The sequence below is a fragment of the Microcoleus sp. Pol11C2 genome (assembly GCF_036701505.1).
Taxonomy (GTDB): Bacteria; Cyanobacteriota; Cyanobacteriia; order Cyanobacteriales; family Microcoleaceae; genus Microcoleus.
In genome coordinates, this window is record NZ_JAUBQX010000029.1 from 1 (window position 1) to 20,010 (window position 20,010).

The following is a 20,010-nucleotide window of genomic DNA, read 5'->3' on the forward strand; positions in this document are numbered from 1 at the left end:
TATTCATTTTTTTTGTCATAATCAAGTATTGCATATAATTGTACCGTACTCATGATAATGATTTAGGATTGCTATAGCAAATATCCTGTTACTGGATTGACGGAAGGATTGCACGCGGAATTATCGGATAAAGGGATTCGAGTTTGCGACGTGCATCCGAATTTTATCAAGACTGACTTGATGGAAAGAGCTATCTTTTTAGGGAAAGACAGGCAAGAAGTGCAGCAGCGACAGGATTTAGTAAAAAAGGCGATCGAGAGTCCGCTATTAGAAAATCCTGAAGATGTAGCAAAAGCTATTTGGCAGGCGGTTAAACACCCGCACTCTGAGATAATGGTTGGTTCGGCAAATGTGTCGCAGGCTAGTTATCGTTTGTTTCCGGGGTTGATGGATTGGATATTTAAGAAAATTTTTGGAATGAAAGATAATGGTTGAGGATTCATAGCTTTCTTGAAATGGGTAAATTCAGCTTTGTTTGATATGATCTTTTATTGTCCTCATATTCTCTTCTGGGGGCAGCACAAACAAAGCAAGGAAGGTTGAATGTTTAGATTGTACGGATGGCGGCGAGGTTTGGTCTTAACTCTTGTTTTTACGATCGCCCTTACCTCCTCCGCCATATTATCCCCGCGTCTGTTAGCGCAAACCCGCCCCCAAACCCCAACAACCGAATTGCGCGGCGTCTGGCTGACTAACATTGACAGCGACGTTATGTTCTTGCGCAACAACATCATTGACGCTGTAAATCGACTCGATCAACTCAATTTTAATACCATCTATCCCACAGTTTGGCAAGGAGGCTATACGCTTTATCCGAGTGCTACAGCCCAACGAGTATTCGGCCAGTCGATCGATCCATCGCCCGGATTGAAAGACCGAGACATCCTCAAAGAAATTATAGCACAATCCCGCCAAAAAGGTATAGCAGTAATCCCCTGGTTTGAGTTTGGTTTCATGGCTCCCGCCGAATCGGAATTAGCCACACTTCATCCCGACTGGCTGGCGCACCGACGCGACGGTTCAACTATTTGGAAAGAAGGCAAACATGATCGAGTTTGGCTGAATCCCTTTCATCCAGAAGTGCAGCAATTTATTTTAGATTTAATCCTAGAAATTGTCGATAATTATGATATTGATGGCATTCAATTTGACGACCATTTCGGCTTGCCCGTAGAATTTGGCTACGAGCCGTTAACAGTGTCAATGTATCAGGAACAAATCAAAAGCCCTCCCTCCGACGACTCCCGCGAAACCTTCTGGGTGCGCTGGCGCGCTGACAAAATCAACGACTTCGTGGGGCGAGTTTCCCGCGCCATCAAATCCCGCAAAGAAAAATGTATTGTCAGCTTATCTCCGAACCCTTTTCACTTTTCTTTACCCGCCCACTTGCAGGACTGGTTTACCTGGGAAAGACGCGGCTACATCCAAGAAATTGTGTTGCAGGTTTATCGCAGCGATATCAAGCGTTTTAGTGCCGAACTGGAACGGGAAGAAGTTAAATTGGCTAAACTTAACATTCCAACTGCGATCGGCATTTTGACTGGTCTTAAAAATAATTCTGTTCCCCTCAAGCAAATTCAAGAACAAGTGCAAGAAGTGCGAAAAAGAGATTTCGCTGGCGTGTCGTTCTTTTTCTACGAAAGTTTGTCGAATTGGGCTAGGGAAACCCCCGAACAGCGCAATTCGGCTTTGCAAGAATTCTTTCCCACAAAGATGCAGCGCCCGCCGTCCGAAGCCAGAATTTGAAACCTACGGTTAAAATGAGAAAAAGCATAAAGCGCTTAGGAATTGTCATCTTATCTTTGACTGCTTTCCTAACAATTGGCTATCTCACTCCCCGAAAGTGGGGCAATTACTCGCAAGCAGATTGCACAATATCTCTATACATTTCCAACCAAGGTATTCACACCGAAATCATCGTTCCAGTTAAAAATGAATATTTTGACTGGAATCTATTTTTACCGCTAACAGAAATAGGGCGGGATGCCACTTCTGATTATAAATATTTGTCTTTTGGCTGGGGAGATAGAGCTTTTATGTTGGAAACTTCCACCTCAGCAATCATCAACCCAGTTACAGCTTTCAAGGCGCTATTTCTCCCTACTCCGTCTACCGTACACGTTCAAGGTTATCGGGTTCCTCCCCAAAATATTGAAACCAAATGTGTGAAAATTAGTGGAGCGAATTATATTAAAATAATAAATTTTCTTAAAGATACATTCCAATTAGGCGCAGCCGGTAATAAAATTAAAATTAGCTACGGCTACGACCACAGCGATAGTTTTTATGAAGCAAAAGGGAGTTACTCTATTTTGAGAACTTGCAACGACTGGACGGCCGAAGCTTTGCAAAAAGCCGATGTCAATACTCCTCTCTGGTCTACGCTTTCTTCTGCGATTATGTTTCATTTAAATAGCGGTTGCGAAGGTCAAAAATAAATGTAATGTGTAATACCATTTTAGAGTTTAGATTAAACGATTGGGAATGACTGATTATGTATGGGTTGGGAGGTTGCCTAAAGTTGCATTCTTTTTTTTAACTGGTATAATTAGCAATTTGAGCAAAAATCATGAATGTAATTCCAGCGATCGACTTATTGGATGGAAAATGCGTCAGATTGTATCAGGGAGACTACGGGAAGTCTCAAACTTTTAACGACAACCCCGTCGCAGTCGCCAGAGAGTGGGTAAATGAAGGCGCAACCATGCTGCATTTAGTAGACCTCGACGGCGCTAAAGCAGGGCATCCAGTCAACCAAGCAGCCATAGAAGCGATCGTCCGATCAGTAGATGTTCCCTGTCAAGTAGGTGGGGGAATGCGCGATCGCGCTTCTGTTACTGCTATCCTCAATTTAGGCGTCCGGCGCGTCATTCTCGGCACTGTCGCCGTCGAACAACCGCAATTAGTCGGCGAATTGTGCGCCGAATTTCCCGGCCGAATTCTGGTGGGAATAGATGCCAGAAATGGTAAAGTTGCGACTAGAGGCTGGCTAGAAACTTCGGAAGTTTTAGCAACAGAATTGGCGCAAAAGATGGCTGAGTTAGGGGCGGCTGAAATTATTTACACCGACATTCACCGCGACGGTACTATGGAAGGGCCGAATTTGGAATCTTTGCGCGAAATTGCTAACGCTATTTCGATTCCGGTGATTGCTTCCGGGGGCGTTAGTTCGATCGCAGATTTGTTAAGTTTGTTGGCTTTGGAACCAATTGGTGTCAAAAGTGCGATCGTCGGTAGGGCAATTTATACCGGCGATATCTTGCTAAAAGAAGCAATTCAAGCAGTCGGACAAGGGCGGTGGCAGGATGTACCGCCAGATTTGGGTTCTTCAAGTTTTGCTTGATAGTCATGTCGAGTTAACTGGCTACCCAATATGTAACAGTTATCAATTTTTTGACTCACAGTCAACAGTCAACAGTCAGCGTAGAATCGTCTTTTTTACCATCATCGTACCCATGTTTTTGAACCATACAATTACAGCTTTAAGCTCTGGGATGGCTTCTCTAGTTGCCCCCATACCTTTGTTAGCAACAGTTGAGGCAGAAAATTCGCCGATCGTCCTCAGCGGAGTTTTGCTCAGTTTGGTAGTGATTTATGTCGCCAGTAAAATCGGCGCGGAAGTGGCTCTAAAGTTTGATTTTCCCCCGGTTTTGGGTGAACTTGTAGCAGGGGTAATTGTTGGCGTATCTGCTTTACACCTGGTCATTTTTCCCGGAAGCGGGCTGTCAGCATCCAACTCAGGGATTATGACAGTTCTGCAATCGATTAATCATCTGTCTCCTGCCGCCCTCACCAGTGTGTTTGAATCGCAGAGTGAAGTCATTTCAGTGCTGGCTGAATTAGGCGTGATTATTCTGCTGTTTGAAATTGGCTTAGAGTCGGATCTCAAACAACTGAAAGCAGTGGGAATTCAAGCCACCGTTGTCGCCTGCGTAGGTGTGGCAGTTCCCTTTGCCGCTGGTACTGCGGGCTTGATGATAATTTTCCACACGGCGGCAATTCCAGCAATTTTTGCGGGGGCAGCTTTGACGGCAACCAGCATCGGAATTACCTCCAAAGTGTTGTCTGATTTAGGACAACTGAGCTCTAAAGAAGGTCAAATTATTGTCGGTGCGGCGGTGATTGATGATGTGCTAGGAATTATTGTCCTGGCTGTTGTCGCCAGTTTAGCCAAAACCGGTGAGATTGATGTTGTTAATGTCATCTATTTGATTGTCAGTGCAACTGCCTTTCTGCTAGGTTCGATTCTGTTGGGCGGCATCTTCGACAAAACCTTCTCGGCGGTGGTGGTTCAACTCAAAACTCGCGGCAATATTATCATTCCGGCATTTATTTTTGCCTACTTCATGGCTTTTCTGGGCAATGCAATTCATCTCGAAGCGATTTTGGGTGCGTTTGCTGCGGGCTTGGTGTTGGATGAAAGCGATGCCCGCCAGGAGTTGGATGAAATGGTGAAACCCATCGCCGATTTATTTGTGCCCATCTTCTTTGTAACGGTGGGAGCACGGGCGGATTTGGGGGTTTTGAACCCAACAGTGCCAGAGAATCGGGCGGGACTTTTGATTGCCGTATTTTTGATTGTGGTTGCTATTTTGGGCAAGTTGGTCACTGGTTGGGCAGTGTTTGGTCAGCCTGGAATCAATCGATTGGCGATCGGAGTGGGGATGATTCCTCGGGGCGAAGTCGGGTTAGTGTTTGCCGGCATCGGTTCGGCGAGTGGGGTTTTGGATAAACCGTTGGAAGTCTCGATTATTATTATGGTGATTCTGACGACTTTTTTGGCTCCGCCTTTTCTGCGGATTGCCTTTGGCGACACGGTAGAGCCTCCAGCTAGCGGGGAACCTTCTAGCGAGCAAATCGTTTGATTGAAGGAATTTGAGTCTGGACGATCAACTGATTTAGAAACACAAAGGTCGATCGTCCAAATTTATTTAGCCCTAATAATAAGTCCTAAGTTGTTAGAAGCGGTTACAACTTGACTTTCAACTGATAACAATTGTCAGCGAGTTTAATCAGTTCGCCTAGACCCCAGGTACCCCGATCGTTCAAAAATTCTGCTAGTTGATTCGGGATGGCTTCTAGGCCCAGAAATGCCCCGCTGATGGCACAAGCCATTGCTGCGGTGGTATCCACATCGCCACCGACGGCGATGCTAGTGCACAGAGTTTCCCAGTAATCTTGAGGCGTTCTCAAAAACGCATATAAACTCCACAAGACGCTACCAACTACAAAAGGGGAAATTCCTTGCCAAGAGTCCTTGTAGGTTAAGGGGAGTCCAGCTCTAGAAATCAACTCTACGGCTGACTCTGGAGGCAATTTGACCCAATCAATCAAATCTTTGAGCAAAGCGGCAAAGGAAGAATCAACTTCTGCTACCCATTCGCTCAGTTGACCGAGAAATGGCTCAGTTTCAATCATCATGTCAGATTGAAGGGCGATCGCCACAGCCCCCGCGATCGCCACAGCCCCTGCAGAACACCGCGAATCTTGATGGGTGATGCGCCCTTGATCGCAAGCAGCTTGTACAAGCTGGGACGGGTCATCGTAGAATATTAAGCCGATCGGTCCCGCCCTCATAGCACTGCCATTACCAGCATTGGGAGCACGAGTACCAGCTTCTTGCCAAGCAACGCCCCGTATCAGCCGGTTTGCAGCTTCTTCTGTCGCTCGACCCCGCCCGACAATGCGCTGCCCGGCGAAAATGTCAGCAATACGGGTAGCGTAGTCGCTGGGGTCGAATTCGCCACAAGCCACGTAGCTTTGGAGGAGTTCGCGGGCGAGTTGCGAGTCGTCGGTGTATTGACCAAAAGGCAAGCCGAAGCGATCGCGATCTCTGATTTTTTTGCGTCTAACTTCGTAGCGGACAAAGTTTTGGCAAACTTCCGGAGAATAGCCTTCTACTCTACAGCCTATAGCGTCGCCGAGACACTGACCGATCAGACAACCTCTAAATTGTTCCAGACGCGGGACTGTCATTTATCTAGCTTTAAGTAGGTCGATCTAATCTTATGTTAAATCCCCGACTTCTTAAAGCCTGCCGGGAGTTTGACACTGCCCATTTGTGTCAACTTAAGACTAAAACCCTCTGTAATTCTGAATTTTAAAATTAATGTTTTCCTCGGTCTCTATTTCCCCGATGACCGAACATGAGTCCCCAAAGAACCCATAGTAATATCAGCCATAAAAAATGTCAATTTCGGTTAATTTGGGCGTGGAGCATTGACTTTTTTTTAGTCAGGAAATTAGAGTCAGGATATATATTTGTTTTTAAGCGCTCGCTCAAGATTTTATCAGACAAGCGATCGCTTTTACTTTTGAGAATGGAATGGGAGAAAGAAACTGCAAGCGATATCGCCCCCAATCGTAGTTTTGATGGTTTGAGGAGCCGTTCGCTACGATCGCCTGGTTAGGTGTGCGAGCGCCTGCTGTCGCGACTCGGAGCGCCCGCTGCTGGCACTCACTACTTGTCTACCTCCTTTTTTATTGAAGTTGAGCTGACCACTTTTCTTTTATTTACACACATCATTCAGACGCGCTATAGCAGTTTCCCAGATACTTTAAAAACGCTATATATAGAACAGGAATGTGATAGCCCTTATATCGTTGTCGGCTGCATCGTAATGATAAATTAGAGGGCAATTCATGAATAATTTTTACAAGTCGCAACCTATCTCGGCGCAATTTTCAGTTGTTCGCTTCACAGTCAACATTCAACATCATAAGGAGTGCAACCGGAATTGATATTATTTACCCACGAGTGCTACAGCACCGCTTTGCAATACAGGAATTTCAATTAGGAACTCTGTTCCTTGATGGGGTTGAGAGAAGCACTCGATGGAGCCACCGTGCTTATCAACTACAATTTGATAGCTGATGGATAGCCCTAATCCAGTTCCTTTACCAGTTGGTTTTGTGGTGAAGAAGGGATTGAACACCTGTTGTCTAACAGTTTCCGTCATCCCCGATCCATTGTCTTGAAATTGAATCACCACGTTCTTAGAAGAACCTGGCTCAGTTTCTTTTGTGACTAGCTTAGTCCGAATAGTGATACAACTGGGATTCTTTTGGATGTCTTTTAGAGAACGCTGATTGTCGTAGTTTTCTAAAGCATCAATCGCATTTGCCAGAATATTCATAAAGACTTGGTTCAACTGTCCGGCATAGCACTCTACTCGCGGTAAGTCGCCGTACTCTTTGACAATTTCAATAGCAGGATGAGCCGGATTTGCCTTCAGTCTATTTTGCAAAATCATCAATGTGCTGTCAATTCCCTCGTGGATATCAACTGGCTTCTTTTCTGCCTCATCGAGCCGCGAGAAGTTTCTTAGCGATAGGACAATTTGACGAATGCGATCGGCTCCTACCTTCATTGAAGTCAGCATTTTGGGCAAATCTTCACTAATGTAGTCCAGATCGAACTCTTCAATTTTTTCCTGAATTTGGGCATTTGTTGGATAGGTTTGCTGGTAAAGCTGAATCAAATTTAGTAAATTTTGCGTGTAGTCGGCAGTATGGCTCAGGTTGCCATAGATAAAGTTGACTGGATTATTAATTTCGTGAGCAACACCAGCAACCAGTTGCCCCAAACCTGACATTTTCTCTGCCTGAATAAGCTGTGCCTGAGTTTGCTGTAAGGTTTTGAGTGCAACCTCAGCTTCCTCTTTTGCTTGCCTTAACGCAGCTTCGGCTTGCTTGCGTTCAGTAATATCCAGTGTCAAGGATGCAACCCCAACAATCTTTCCAGCATCCCCTACTAAAGGCGTATTGAACCATTCGCAAATAATGGTTTTGCCGTCTTTGGTAATATTTTGGTTGACGCTGTAGATTCCTCCAACCTGACTCAACAACTCGTTCATAACTCGATCGACTACCTCTCTGGCAGACGCAGGCACAATTAATTCTGCGGCATGGTGTCCGATCGCCTCTGTAGCCGTGTAACCAAAAATCTTCTCTGCCGCTGGATTCCAGGCCGTGACTTTAAAGTTTAAATCCCATTCCACAACTGCCAGCGAACTTTGGCGGAATAGAAAAGATAGCCGCTGTTCCGACGCTTTGAGTTCTTCTTCTACCTGTTTCCGTTTAGTAATGTCAATCCCTGTTTTGATGATGTACTCAATTTCACCTTGATTATCGACTAAAGCAGTATCTGACCAGGCAATCCGTCTGAGTTGTTGATTTTTGGTCACCCAACTGCCTTCATACTGCTGGGGAAAATTACCAACTTGTAAAGACTCAAAAGCAGTTTTGGCTTGCCCAGCTAAGTCTGAGTTCGGGAACAAGTCCCAAATGTAGCACCCTTTCACTTCACTAAACGAGTAATGAGTCGTTTGTTCGCAAGCCCGGTTAAAGCGAACGATTTGTCCCTGCGGGTCGAGCACAACTACCAGCGCACCTGCAATTTCAAGAATGGCTGAAACGAAATTGCGTTCCACTTCAACTGCTGTAATCAGTTCCTCTAACTGGGTTGCCATATTGTTAAATGCGATCGCCAATGTCCCCAGTTCGTTTTGGCTGTCGATGTTGACCCGTGTATCTAATTGCCCCGCACTGAGTTCAGTAGCTGCCGTGGTTAAGCGCTGGAGCGGCACCACAATTTGCCGAATAAATAGATACCCAATGCCAACAGCGACGATCGTCACCACCGCCAATGAGCCTCCCATAACTGAGAGCATCTGGTAAACGGGAGCATACGCCTCAGCCGTTGGCAGTTCTACAACCACATTCCAATTCACGCTCCGAACTAAGGCAGTAGCTCCTAATACTTCTACCTGCTTTAGACCCTGATAAACGTTAAGGTGCTTAGTATCTTCGGATGCTTTCAAGAATTGAAAAAAGGGGCGCTTAGAAATATCTTGAAGTTGAAACGTTTCTGGCTTACTACCCTTTTGAGCAATGAGAAAATTACGCTCATCAACTACATAGACATAACCCGTCTTGCCCACCTCCGTTTGGGAAACAATAAACCAGAGAAAGTTGAGATTTACCTGCGCTAATAGCACCCCATCCACCTCATCTCGCTCATTCCGAATCGGAACCGCCAGAATGGTGGTTGGTTGGTGAGTTTGAGGATTAATTTCTACAGGACTCACATAATCTTCCTGTTGTTTAAAGGCACGAATAAACAGTGGCGAAGTGGCTGGATTTTCTAACTTGAGCGGTTCGTAGGGTGAAACTGACGCGACAACTTGTCCCTTCCGGTTCAAAATGGCAACGGCTTCATAAGCATCATTATGACGAATCATCCCTTCCAACAGGCTCTGCTGCGCTTGAGATTGAAATTTTGTGAGTCCTTTGACCCTAGCTAAATAGCTCAGTTTTCGTTTCAAGTCATCTAAATAATTATCAATTTGCCCTCCTGCTGTCTGGCTGCGCTCTTCTTGGAGCGATCGCGATTGCTGGATCTGCGCCTGAAAGCTGAGGTAGATCAGCAAGCCACCTGTGGGCAGTAAGCTCAGAAGAACCAAAAATATCAAACCATACCGGAGCTGATGTGCAATAGAAAAGAAGCGTTGCCAGGGATGAGAACGGGAGCTTATGGCAATCGGCAGAACGCGCTCGTTGCGTTGATTTTGCATCGGACTTAGGCTCAATATTAGTAAATCAATTCATCGGCGCACTAAGGAGAAATATTAATTTTGCCAGTTGTCACACCTTCTCGGATAATCTTGAAAGTGTCCTCTTCCTGAGACGTGAGACTACCACGGAAAGGGGCAAAGTCGTAGATCTTTTCCTTGAGCCCAAACTTGTAAAGTTTTCCTTCCCAGCGACCTTGCTGGGTTAACACTGCCACATTTAGCACCAGATTGGGAATATCCTGCAGAACGCTAGTTAGGACTTTGCCCGGAGCCACTTCGTACTGATCCTTTGTCCTACCAATCACAAAGACTCCTGGCTTTTGCGAAACGGCTTTTAGCGCGGCTAACCCTGCCTCACCCGCGTTGAAGGTCAAAACATCTACTCCAGAGGCAACCATCTCCGTTGCAATTTTGGTGGCTTTTTCCGTATCAACCCAAGAATTGAGAAAAGCCGTCGAGGCTTGAACAGAGGGATTTGTTGCCTTCACTCCCCGCCTAAACAAGGCTTCTTCTTCTTTGTAAACCGGATAAGGTTCACCCACAATATAGCCAACTTTATTGCTTTTGGTCTTTATCGCAGCCAAAGCGCCTGTGAGGTAGCCCACCTCACCCGATCGAAAGGCAACAGCCCCCAAATTTCTGTTATTCCCTGGATGCGTTGTAATTAGGGCAAATTTCGTTCGCGGAAATTCTTTAGCGACCTTTTCGGAAGCTTTGGAATAGGCACCACTGGCCGCAATTACCAGGTCATAGCCTGACTGGGCATATTTGCGTATGGTAGGTTCACTATTTTCACCGTCCATACTGTCAGTAATGTCTACCTCAGCATTAAATTTATTTTTGATTAGATTCAATCCTTCAAAGCAAGCTTGATCCCAACTTTGGTTATCTTTGGCGCCTGTGGTGAGCATTGCCACTCTAAAGCTGCTAGAGGTAGTTGGTTCAGGGGAAGAGTTTACGTTCGGAGTCGATCGACTGCAACCGATCGCAAAAACCAGAGCTAGAGCCGCCAGAGTCATTTGTTTAAAGAAAGATTGAATTCGCATAAGAGCTTTTCGCAGCAAGGTTAATTTTTTGACCCCTAAAAATTATTTGAAGGGTATCTCAACAATCTTCAGAACTCTTACTCTCGCTCGCATTTAATGACTCTGACAGATTCAGCGTAACACTCATTTAAGCTCAACAACAAGTAAGGACACGGCAGTGCCGTGTCCTTACTACTCTAACCTGCAATTAACCGAATTTGTTTGCTATTACTTAACAAACAGCATTTCTTGATAAGTAGGCAGAGGCCACAAATCATCAGCCACTTCACCTTCCAGAGCATCCGCATACTTGCGAACCTCATCCATCAAAGGACGAATTGTTTGCGAAGCATACTGCATATGGTCTTCTGTCGAAGCAAAATCGTGCTTGCTCAAAGCAGCACTCAATTTGCTCGCAGTATCCATCATGGACTTAACTAGCACTGCTACTTTTTCGGCACTTTCCTTTTCCAGTTCAATTCCAATCTCTTTCAATTTAGAAATCGTGCCAGAAACTTCAGCTAAATACCTCAAAGCTGCGGGGTAAATAATGGTTTTTGCCATGCTTATTACCAGTTTTGCTTCGACTTCAATTGCCAGTAAATACTGCTCAGCATAAACATCGTAACGGCTTTCCAATTCAACTGGAGTCAGAACACCTGTCTTTTCAAACAAGTCTTCAATGTATCCTTCCTTCAACACGGGCAAAGCATCTGCCGTAGTCCGCAAGTTAGCTAAACCCCGTTCCTCAACAGCCATTTTGTGCCATTCTTCCGAATAGCCGTTGCCGCCAAATACAACCGCACCGTGCTCGTCCATCACTTCTTTGAGAAGTGTTTGGATGGCAGCATTCAGTTCAGTTCCGTTAGCCAAATCGCTTTCTAATTTGTTAGCAATCCAGTCCAAAGAATCTGCAAGAATTGTATTCATCGCCACCAGCGGCCCGGAAACAGACTGACCGGAACCTACTGCACGGAATTCAAATCGGTTTCCAGTAAAGGCAAAGGGCGAAGTCCGGTTTCTGTCCCCAGCATCCTTCATGAAAGTAGGCAGTGTTTCTACACCTAAGTTCATAATTCCCCGACCTTTAGAGTCCTTAACTTCTCCCCGGCTAATTTGCCCGAAGATATCTTCTAATTGCGAACCCAAATAGACAGAGATAATTGCTGGTGGAGCCTCATTTGCACCCAATCTGTGGTCGTTGCTGGCAGTAGCAACTACGGCGCGCAATAGCGGGCCGTATTTGTGAACTCCGCGAATCACAGCGCCGCAGAAAACTAGAAATTGTATGTTCGAGTGCGGTGTATCGCCGGGGTCTAATAAGTTCCCTTGGGTGGCATTGCCGACCGACCAGTTGACGTGTTTGCCGGAACCGTTAATGCCGGCGAAAGGCTTCTCGTGCAGCAAACACATAAAACCGTGTTTCTTCGCAGTGTTGCGGAGAATTGTCATGGTTAATTGTTGGTGGTCGCTGGCGACGTTTGCTGCTTCAAAAACTGGTGCAATTTCAAACTGACCGGGAGCTACTTCGTTGTGGCGGGTTTTGGCAGGAATTCCGAGCCGATACATTTTTTCTTCTACTTCCTGCATGAAGACTTGAACGCGCTCTGGAATCGCTCCAAAATAGTGGTCGTCAAATTGCTGACCTTTTGCAGGAGGTTTGCCGAAAAGGGTGCGACCTGCTAGCAGTAAATCGGGGCGGCTGTTGGTGAAATTGGCATCTACCAGGAAGTATTCTTGTTCGGAACCGCAACTGGAATTGACCGGAGCCACTTCGGTATTTCCTAATAGCTTTAACACTCGGGTTGCTGCTTTGTTCATGGCGGCAATGGAACGCAAAAGCGGCGTTTTTTTGTCTAAGGCTTCACCTGTCCAGGAGATGAAAACAGTGGGAATGCACAAGGTCATGCCGTTGTCTGTTTCCATGACATAAGCAGGGCTGGTGACATCCCAGGCTGTATATCCGCGAGCGGCGGCGGTGGAACGAATGCCGCCGTTGGGGAATGAGGAGCCATCGGGTTCGCCTTGTACTAGAACTTTTCCTGCAAATTCTGAGATGACGGAGCCATCGCCTTGCACTGAGATGAAAGCATCGTGCTTTTCGGCGGTGCTGTTGGTTAGCGGGTAAAATACGTGGGCGTAATACAGGGCTCCTTTGGAAAGAGCCCAATCTTTCATTGCTGCTGCAACTACATCAGCTACGGAATCATCTAGTTTTTGGCCGGTTTGAATGGTGTTTTTTACGGATTTGAAAATGCTTTTGGGCAGACTTTCTTGCATCTTGCTCAGACTAAAAACGTCTGTTGCCCACATATCTTCTAACCGCTTGGGAGGCCGGGCAGGCATCTGTTTGCGGTTGACGATTTGAGAAATTGCTTGAACGCGCGATTGGTTTCCACTCATGGTTATTTTTATTGGGATTGCAGGACAAGTAGTTGAGAAAAAATAGATGTTAGCAAAAGTCTAACGATTGACGAATATGTTGGATTTACCCAACGTTTTTAGTCAAAGCTAACTTTTGGGAGAATGCCTTTTTGGCAGACTCTAAAAGATTGGAGGAGCGAGGCGCAATGACTTCGCCCTCCATCGGGTGTGACAATCCAGTGTGAGATGCGGTTGGATTGCGGTTATTAGCAAGAAGATAGATGGCAAGAGCCTGTACAAACTTGAGTCAACATTATAGATGTCTGCACTGCACAAATTTAGTAACTAATCTTCACCCTGGTCAGCTCAAAAATTTTGTGCGAATCAATTCCGATGAATTCAGGTCAAAACTACTTATGGTTTTTAACGGTTCGACGATCGATAAATCGCAGTCCAGCAAACAACGCACTCGTTTAGGGGTTTTGGAGAATTATGGAGAGTACACAATCTACACTTGGAGAGTTTAAACAATCATTAACCAAATAAATGTATCCTAAGCTACAGAACTTTATGTTTTTTTCAGAAAAGTCGATCGCACAAAGCGCACACAACTGCAGGATTTCAGTGTAACAGGACGCAGGGCGCTGAAACGGGGGGGCGATCGTACATTTACAGGACTTATCGAGGGATACTATATATAGTGTGCCAAGAAAGGGATCTCGCTTGGACGTTGTTGAGTTCGGGTATGCAATTTGTAGGGGCAATCCCCTCGTGGTGGCCGCACCGCTGGCGGGGTCAGCTTTTATTCAGCAGCGCCACACAACTTTCCCAGCGCAGTAATGGGGATTTCTATGAATTTAAAAGGAAGAGATTTAGAGCAATAGTTCAGACAGTTTGAGACGCCGTTTAGTGAGAATAAATGAGTAAAGTTTAAACTTTTATTTAACTCGTTGGTAATCCGAAGACTTCAGAGAATGAGCCAAAAAGCGTTCTGTGTAGTACAAAGCTAATTGATTGCTCGGGCCATTAAAAACTGCATCAAAGGCGTGTTCAGCCCAAGGAATTTCCAGCAAAATAGCCCGATCGCCCGTGGCTCGCAATCGTTCGTAGAGCGATCGACCAAACTTAGCCTGAACGATATGGTCGCGACCTGCATAAACCAGTAGAGAAGGGGGAAGATTGGGTTTAATATAATTTATGGGAGAAGCCCGCCGGTAAAGCTCATTGAGTTCGTCTGGGGTTCCTCCCAGAAAGGCACGCAAGACGGCTCGAACATTTATGGCATCAGGAAAAGGTGGGTCATTGTATCCCCGGATCAGGTCATTTGGCCCGTAATAGTTCACCACTGCTCGAACTGGAAGCACACTAGAATTATAAGCAGTTAGCATTGCTAAATGGGCACCAGCAGACCTTCCCATCAGAGCAATTCGATCGAGATCGATTTCCCAATCAGCAGCATGAGTTTTGATATAGGAAAGAGCGGCTTGTACGTCCTCAAGCTGAGCAGGAAATCGATACTTGGGAGCGTGGCGGTAATCAATTGCAACCACACAATAGCCTTGGGCGGCCATGTAGCGACTGAATTCCTCATTGGAATCGGCATTGCCTCTCTGCCACGCTCCCCCGTAGAGCGTGATAATCGCCGGATATTTGCCAATTTGCATCGGCCGATAAACGTTTAGTTGCAGTGAAACTCCGTCAGGGTTGGCAAATACAATAGCCCGATCAATTCTAACGTCTCTAATCGGAATTCCTCGGAACGCATCTGCGAGGATAAACGGTTGAGGGCGTAGCTGCGCGCGATCGGCTTGAGGAACGGCTGCTAAATAGTTTTCCCCTCGAACAGCTTGCATTTGGGTAGCTATGGCCGCATTGGCTGCTGGGAACTGAATCAGGGGTAGCAGGCCTAGGATGAGGGCAAACAGGTTACAAATTGACAAAATAATGTAGACTTTGCCTTGATGCCGTCTGAGCAGGTTTAGGACAAGGGCGATCGTATTGATACCGACCAACCAAGGACTGATTTCTGGTGCTCCCACCGCCAAAGGGTACAGGAACATCGTGGGTGCTGGTACGATAACCCAGAGACTGAGAAATAGTGCGATCGCACTCAGGAACCAAGAAATAAATGGCAACACTAAGAATGCTGCCAATAAGGGTAACTTTTTGCGGTTCTTCTTGTGGATCATCGGATTTTCGCAGCCTAATTTTTAATCATTTTAAACTAATATCATCGCCCTAACATAGGCTACAATGACACTGAGCCTTTAACAAAGATTGCCTAAAAGTAGATTACCAAAAAAGAGCATTGATTTAACACCTAATTAGTTAAAAATAATCTAATAGCCTTCCACCCCAAACAGGATAAATCTTTGGAAACGATTTCTTACATCACTATTGCATAAATTTTGATAATTGGAAATAAGTTTGAGATTCAAGCATTAGGAATGACTTGTGAATCGCAGGGTTAGAGTTTTTTATAAAATTGCATTTTTTTACTGGTAAGCTAACACGCCTCTAAAGTTGATAGTCAACGTTGACGAAAATCTTGTGGTGTCTCCCGCCCGCAAAAAAAATACAATTTAGATACCTACAGCTTATCAGCAGGGCTAAGTCGGTTGAATTAGGTGGAGCAACTTATACTCTGCATCAAAAGCTTTTTTAGCGGTTAAAATGAAGAGGATAAACTGCCCTGACGACAGTGCTATAACTTTTATTTGTCAACTGCACGAGGTGCCACTAGATTCCAATTCACGTGAGAAACACCGTACAAAATAAAATTATTCAACATTCCGTAAGCATCCCCACAATTGTAACCTTTAGCCTCAACACATTTCTTGTCCGCCCTTTGATTCACAGCCACAAAAACATCTACTCCCTCCGGCAACACACCCGCATACATCTTCAAATTAGCAAAATCATCAAGGATGCGACCGTTATCATCCACCGGGGGCAATTTCCACTCTTTCGGATTGGTATTTCCCCCTAACTGGATTGCCCAAGCATTAGTACCGTCAAGCGCTCCGTTGTGGGCCGTATATCGATTCCAAACATTATTTCGCTTTTCTCCGATGCGGGGGTTATTTTCATAACCGCCCACCCAATATTCTGACATGAATTTGAGGAAAACTTCAGCTTCTGCAGCTAGCGAACCCGTGCCAGGACTCAAATCAGTGTTTCTGCTGCTAAACGGAACTCGGCTTAAATTCCAAGACCAATTTATTCTCCCCGGCTTCGGATTTAGCCAAGTAGAAAAATCGCAGAAGCTACCTTTCCAGATGCAGTGCGGTCGCTTCAAATCCCATCCCTGCCAATAGTAGGTTTTTCCGTTCCAATGCCGTTTTTCTGGCTCGCGATCGCCAATATTTTCTACTTCTTGGCTCATGAAAATTCCCCTGTCAGCCGCAGTAGAAATTCCTAACTCGGTTGTGAAGAAAACCTCCAAAGCCGAACCTTGATGAGTTGCTGGTTTACCCATTTTAGCAGCATAGCGGCCGGAAGCCACCAACTGCTGCAAAATAATCGTAGGAAATGCCGGACTGGTATTGGAATAGTGATATTGACCGAGAGGATACTGAAGGCATCGCCCTGCCAAAACCTGCATAGTTTCTGTTAAAGTAGGACTCGGCAAAAAATAGCCGGCGCTAGGAGAAATGCCGAGTTGATTTTTTGCTGAACTGACAGATTTGCTGCCCCATTCGCTGACAAGTAGCTGTTCTTGTGATTGGAAATCGGCTGCTGTTTTCAGATTGCGAAGCACTGGCAAATTTGCAATCATATCTTGACCGTATCTGGGCGCGCTCCGCTGAAGTCCCGATCTGTGCGACAAAAAATGTCCGAGGGTGACGTTTTGCCACTGTTTGTCTGCAAATCCTGAATTGAGATTGGCACACTTGCTGTCTTTCACGGGAACAGGAAATTTGACTTTACCCGAAAATACGGCGTGCAATTTTTCAGGGATAATCGCTACTGGATATTGCTTGTTTAAACCGGGAATTAGCGGCGGATAATGCTGGGGGTCGAACAATTTCATCCCTTCAATTTGGTCGTCAGTCAGTTCTAAGCCGGCCCGATCGCGCGCCGTCTGTTTAAGTGCCCAGCGCACCATTGCAAAGGTAACAGGCTTGCTGATACTGCCCATACGCATGGGGGTATCTGCTGTGACTGGGGGAGCCAGAGGAGCCTGCATATCGTCGCCGCAAGCCGGATTCCAGTTATTAGTAGGTCTGCCTCTCATGCGGCCTAAACCCCACACACCGACCGGTTTACCTTTAACAGAAACACCGAGTACGGCCGCACCGACGCAGCGGTGGCGCATGAATTCTGTCAGGGATTGCAAAATCGGCTGGAGTTGCGCGTCACCGTTACCGCTAATGGGGATGTTTTCTTGCGCTAAAGCTGTGTTGTTGTTGGACTCGGAAAGCTTTCCCAACCCTCCTAAGAGGATAGCTGAAATCAAAGTCAAACTTGTGTAGAAAAGCGTGTTAATTCTAGGGCGACAATTCGCAATTCTCATGATAAAGAACTCCAGATTTAAAAAACTAGGGCGGTGCTATGCTACCCGCCCTTTGACATTGATAATTAAGGCTATTGAGGGATAGGAGGCGCCGACAAGAATACCTGATTGGGGTTGACATTAGTTAAGTTTGTGCTTTGTACAACGCCAATCAAATTATCCTGGTAGAAGATACCAGTATCTTGAACATTGTTGCCGTTCCAATCGCCCATTTTAAGGGAATAGCCGTCTGCTAAATTACCTTTAATTTGGATTTTATCTTGACCTAATGTAAAATCCGTAATTGTAGCATGGCCAGTTCCCAGGTAGTAAACGTTATTAACGTTGCCAAGTACAAATGTGTCTGTTCCCGCGCCGCCGGCGAGAGAATCGGATTCGCTACCTGCGCCGATACCGTTACCAGCGCCCGAAAAATTAGCACCGTCAAGATAATCGCTGCCGTCGCCACCGATGAGATAATCTTTGCCGCTTCCTCCAAATAGATAATCGTTGTGCAACCCTCCCGATAGGGTATCTTTACCGCTGCCTCCGTATAGGAAATCTTCGCCAGCTTCGCCGTATAATTTATCGTTGCCGGCCTCGCCATTTAACTTGTCGCTGCCGAAGCCGCCGTAGAGGATGTCATCTCCGGCGCGACCGAACAATTTATCGTTGCCTTGATAGCCGTAGATTGTATCATTTGCAATCTGAATTTGACCTTGACCGTCGATCGTCCAATCGTCTCCAACTAAGGATTTGTGGAATTGACCGTTGCCGTTGACAGTGTTGTTGTCGTCGAATTGAGTACCGTTGATAACTGATGACATTTTTGTTGCTCCTTGTTGTTGTGGACTGGGTGCAATAGCAATTGCGACCCAAGCAATTTGTTCTATGTAAACCAGTTTCTTCTCAAAGCGAGTGAGCGACAATGGGAATAAAATCAGGTAATTTAAAAGCCTAAAAAAGGGTGTTTGGCAATGATCTATCCGCAAAAATCAGGTACTCAAAATATTAAAGTTGGAAAAAGTCAGGTTGGCGATCGTAATTTTTAGGTTAGGACTTACGCACTCTCACCAAAGAAACCTGGTTTTTTACCGAATTTGCGGGTCACAACCTGCGTATTTTCGTATAAAAACCAGGTTTCTAAACCCCGAAGCGCAACTAGAAACCAATTTTAATATCCTAGTTGTGTAAGTTCTGATACGTTATTGAGAGTAGCTAAAATTTGATCGGTTGCGGTTAAGCGGATTAAGGTGTCGCTGTTGGCTTGAGTAATTGACAGTTGAGAGGCAGTCAAACCTCTAGTAAGGGCGATCGCATCTTTTCCGGGTTCAAAATCTAGAATGATATCCATCCCTGAATCTGCCCCAAGCAGAAAAACATCGTTCCCACTTCCTCCAATTAAAAAATCATCTCCCAAATCGCCGCTTAAAAAGTCGTCTCCCACTCCCCCAAATATCGTATCATTGTCTTTTCCTCCCCAAATAGTATCATTTCCTTCACAGCCATCAAGTAAATCGTTATTTTCATCACCCAGCAAGTAATCGTTGCCACCGCCACCACAGGCAGTATCGTCACCTACATTTCCCAACAGAGTATCGTTTCCTTCACCGCCTAAAATTAAATCTCTATCCTTACCTCCCAATAAGAAATCGTTTCCTTTGCCACCATCTAAAAAATCCGAGTCTTCGTTGCCGTGAATGAAGTCGCTATCTTCTCCGCCATTGAGCGAATCTTCTCCTCGATTTCCAAATAATGTATCTCTTCCTTCATTACCAAGAATAATGTCTTGATTCTTGCCACCAAAAAGCAAGTCATCTTCCGTTCCACCAGAGATAAAGTCGTTGCCTTCGTTACCGTTTAAAAAGTCATTTCCTTCGCCGCCAAACAGGTTATCGTTACCTTCTTTTGCCTGGAAATAATCCTCGCTGCTGCTGCCGTCGAATGTCTCATTGCTAGCAGTACCTGTCAGGGGTAGATCGATCGTACTATTCACAACTACCTTTTCTACAGGATTGGGTTGGTTGAGATTTGGGAGGGATAGAGAGTTACAAGGGCAATCTTCTGTTGGAATTTCTGTCGGTGTCGGAGTTGCTGTGGGAATCTCAGCAGGAATTTCTGTGGGAACTTCTGTGGGAATTGCCGTTGGTGTTGGCGTTTCTGTCGGAATTGGTGTCGGAGTTGGTGTTGGCGTTTCTGTCGGAATTGGTATTTCTGCGGGAATTGGAGTCGGAATTGGTGTTGGCGTTTCTGTCGGAATTTGTGTCGGAGTCGGAGTTGGTGTTGGCGTTTCTGCCGGAATTTCTGTCGGTGTCGGAGTTTCTGGGGGAATTTCTGGGGGAATTTCTGTCGGAGTTGGTGTCGGCGTTGGTGTCGGAGTTTCTGTCGGAGTTGGCGTTGGTGTCGGAGTTTCTGTCGGAGTTTCTGTCGGAGTTGGTGTCGGCGTTGGTGTCGGAGTTGGCGTTGGTGTCGGAGTTTCTGTCGGAGTTGGTGTCGGCGTTGGTGTCGGAGTTGGCGTTGGTGTCGGAGTTTCTGTCGGAGTTGGTGTCGG

13 protein-coding genes are annotated in these 20,010 nt (G+C 45.8%); 5 read left to right on the forward strand and 8 right to left on the reverse strand.

What is annotated here, in order from left to right:
- Nucleotides 1-96 precede the first annotated feature (96 nt).
- From QUA42_RS17165 to QUA42_RS17185, 5 genes are all read left to right on the forward strand, one after another.
- The gene (locus QUA42_RS17165; RefSeq protein WP_333138503.1) at nt 97-435 is read left to right on the forward strand and encodes a hypothetical protein; all 339 of its coding nucleotides are present in this window, start codon (nt 97-99) and stop codon (nt 433-435) included.
- A 108-nt stretch (nt 436-543) separates the two neighbouring features.
- The gene (locus QUA42_RS17170) at nt 544-1,746 is read left to right on the forward strand and encodes a glycoside hydrolase family 10 protein (RefSeq protein WP_333138505.1); all 1,203 of its coding nucleotides are present in this window, start codon (nt 544-546) and stop codon (nt 1,744-1,746) included.
- A 14-nt stretch (nt 1,747-1,760) separates the two neighbouring features.
- A complete protein-coding gene (locus QUA42_RS17175; protein WP_333138506.1) occupies nt 1,761-2,438 on the forward strand; it encodes a TIGR02117 family protein in 678 nt (225 codons plus the stop codon).
- A gap of 131 nt (nt 2,439-2,569) precedes the next feature.
- Nucleotides 2,570-3,343 carry a 1-(5-phosphoribosyl)-5-[(5-phosphoribosylamino)methylideneamino]imidazole-4-carboxamide isomerase gene (gene hisA, locus QUA42_RS17180; protein ID WP_333138508.1) on the forward strand — a complete coding sequence of 258 codons (774 nt, stop codon included), beginning with the start codon at nt 2,570-2,572 and terminating at the stop codon, nt 3,341-3,343.
- Nucleotides 3,344-3,455: 112 nt separating this feature from the next.
- Entirely contained in the window at nt 3,456-4,865 is a 1,410-nt protein-coding gene (locus QUA42_RS17185) for a cation:proton antiporter (RefSeq protein WP_333138510.1), read from the forward strand.
- A gap of 103 nt (nt 4,866-4,968) precedes the next feature.
- Here QUA42_RS17185 and QUA42_RS17190 read toward each other — a convergent pair whose 3' ends face one another.
- The 8 genes from QUA42_RS17190 to QUA42_RS17225 form a co-directional block, all read right to left on the reverse strand.
- Entirely contained in the window at nt 4,969-5,976 is a 1,008-nt protein-coding gene (locus QUA42_RS17190; protein ID WP_333138512.1) for an ADP-ribosylglycohydrolase family protein, read from the reverse strand.
- 767 nt (nt 5,977-6,743) lie between these two features.
- A complete protein-coding gene (locus QUA42_RS17195; RefSeq protein ID WP_333138514.1) occupies nt 6,744-9,575 on the reverse strand; it encodes a PAS domain S-box protein in 2,832 nt (943 codons plus the stop codon).
- A gap of 41 nt (nt 9,576-9,616) precedes the next feature.
- Nucleotides 9,617-10,486 carry a BMP family protein gene (locus tag QUA42_RS17200; RefSeq protein WP_333138516.1) on the reverse strand — a complete coding sequence of 290 codons (870 nt, stop codon included), beginning with the start codon at nt 10,484-10,486 and terminating at the stop codon, nt 9,617-9,619.
- Nucleotides 10,487-10,828: 342 nt separating this feature from the next.
- Entirely contained in the window at nt 10,829-13,003 is a 2,175-nt protein-coding gene (locus QUA42_RS17205) for a glutamine synthetase III (RefSeq protein WP_333138518.1), read from the reverse strand.
- Nucleotides 13,004-13,902: 899 nt separating this feature from the next.
- Nucleotides 13,903-15,153 carry an alpha/beta hydrolase gene (locus tag QUA42_RS17210; RefSeq protein WP_333138520.1) on the reverse strand — a complete coding sequence of 417 codons (1,251 nt, stop codon included), beginning with the start codon at nt 15,151-15,153 and terminating at the stop codon, nt 13,903-13,905.
- Between the two features lie 524 nt (nt 15,154-15,677).
- Nucleotides 15,678-17,480 (reverse strand): serine hydrolase, encoded by a 1,803-nt coding sequence (locus QUA42_RS17215; RefSeq protein WP_333138522.1) that lies wholly within the window; start codon nt 17,478-17,480, stop codon nt 15,678-15,680.
- Between the two features lie 71 nt (nt 17,481-17,551).
- A complete protein-coding gene (locus QUA42_RS17220) occupies nt 17,552-18,286 on the reverse strand; it encodes a calcium-binding protein (protein ID WP_333138524.1) in 735 nt (244 codons plus the stop codon).
- Between the two features lie 347 nt (nt 18,287-18,633).
- Nucleotides 18,634-20,010 (reverse strand): calcium-binding protein (locus tag QUA42_RS17225; RefSeq protein WP_333138526.1); only part of this gene is annotated, 1,377 nt, incomplete at its 5' end.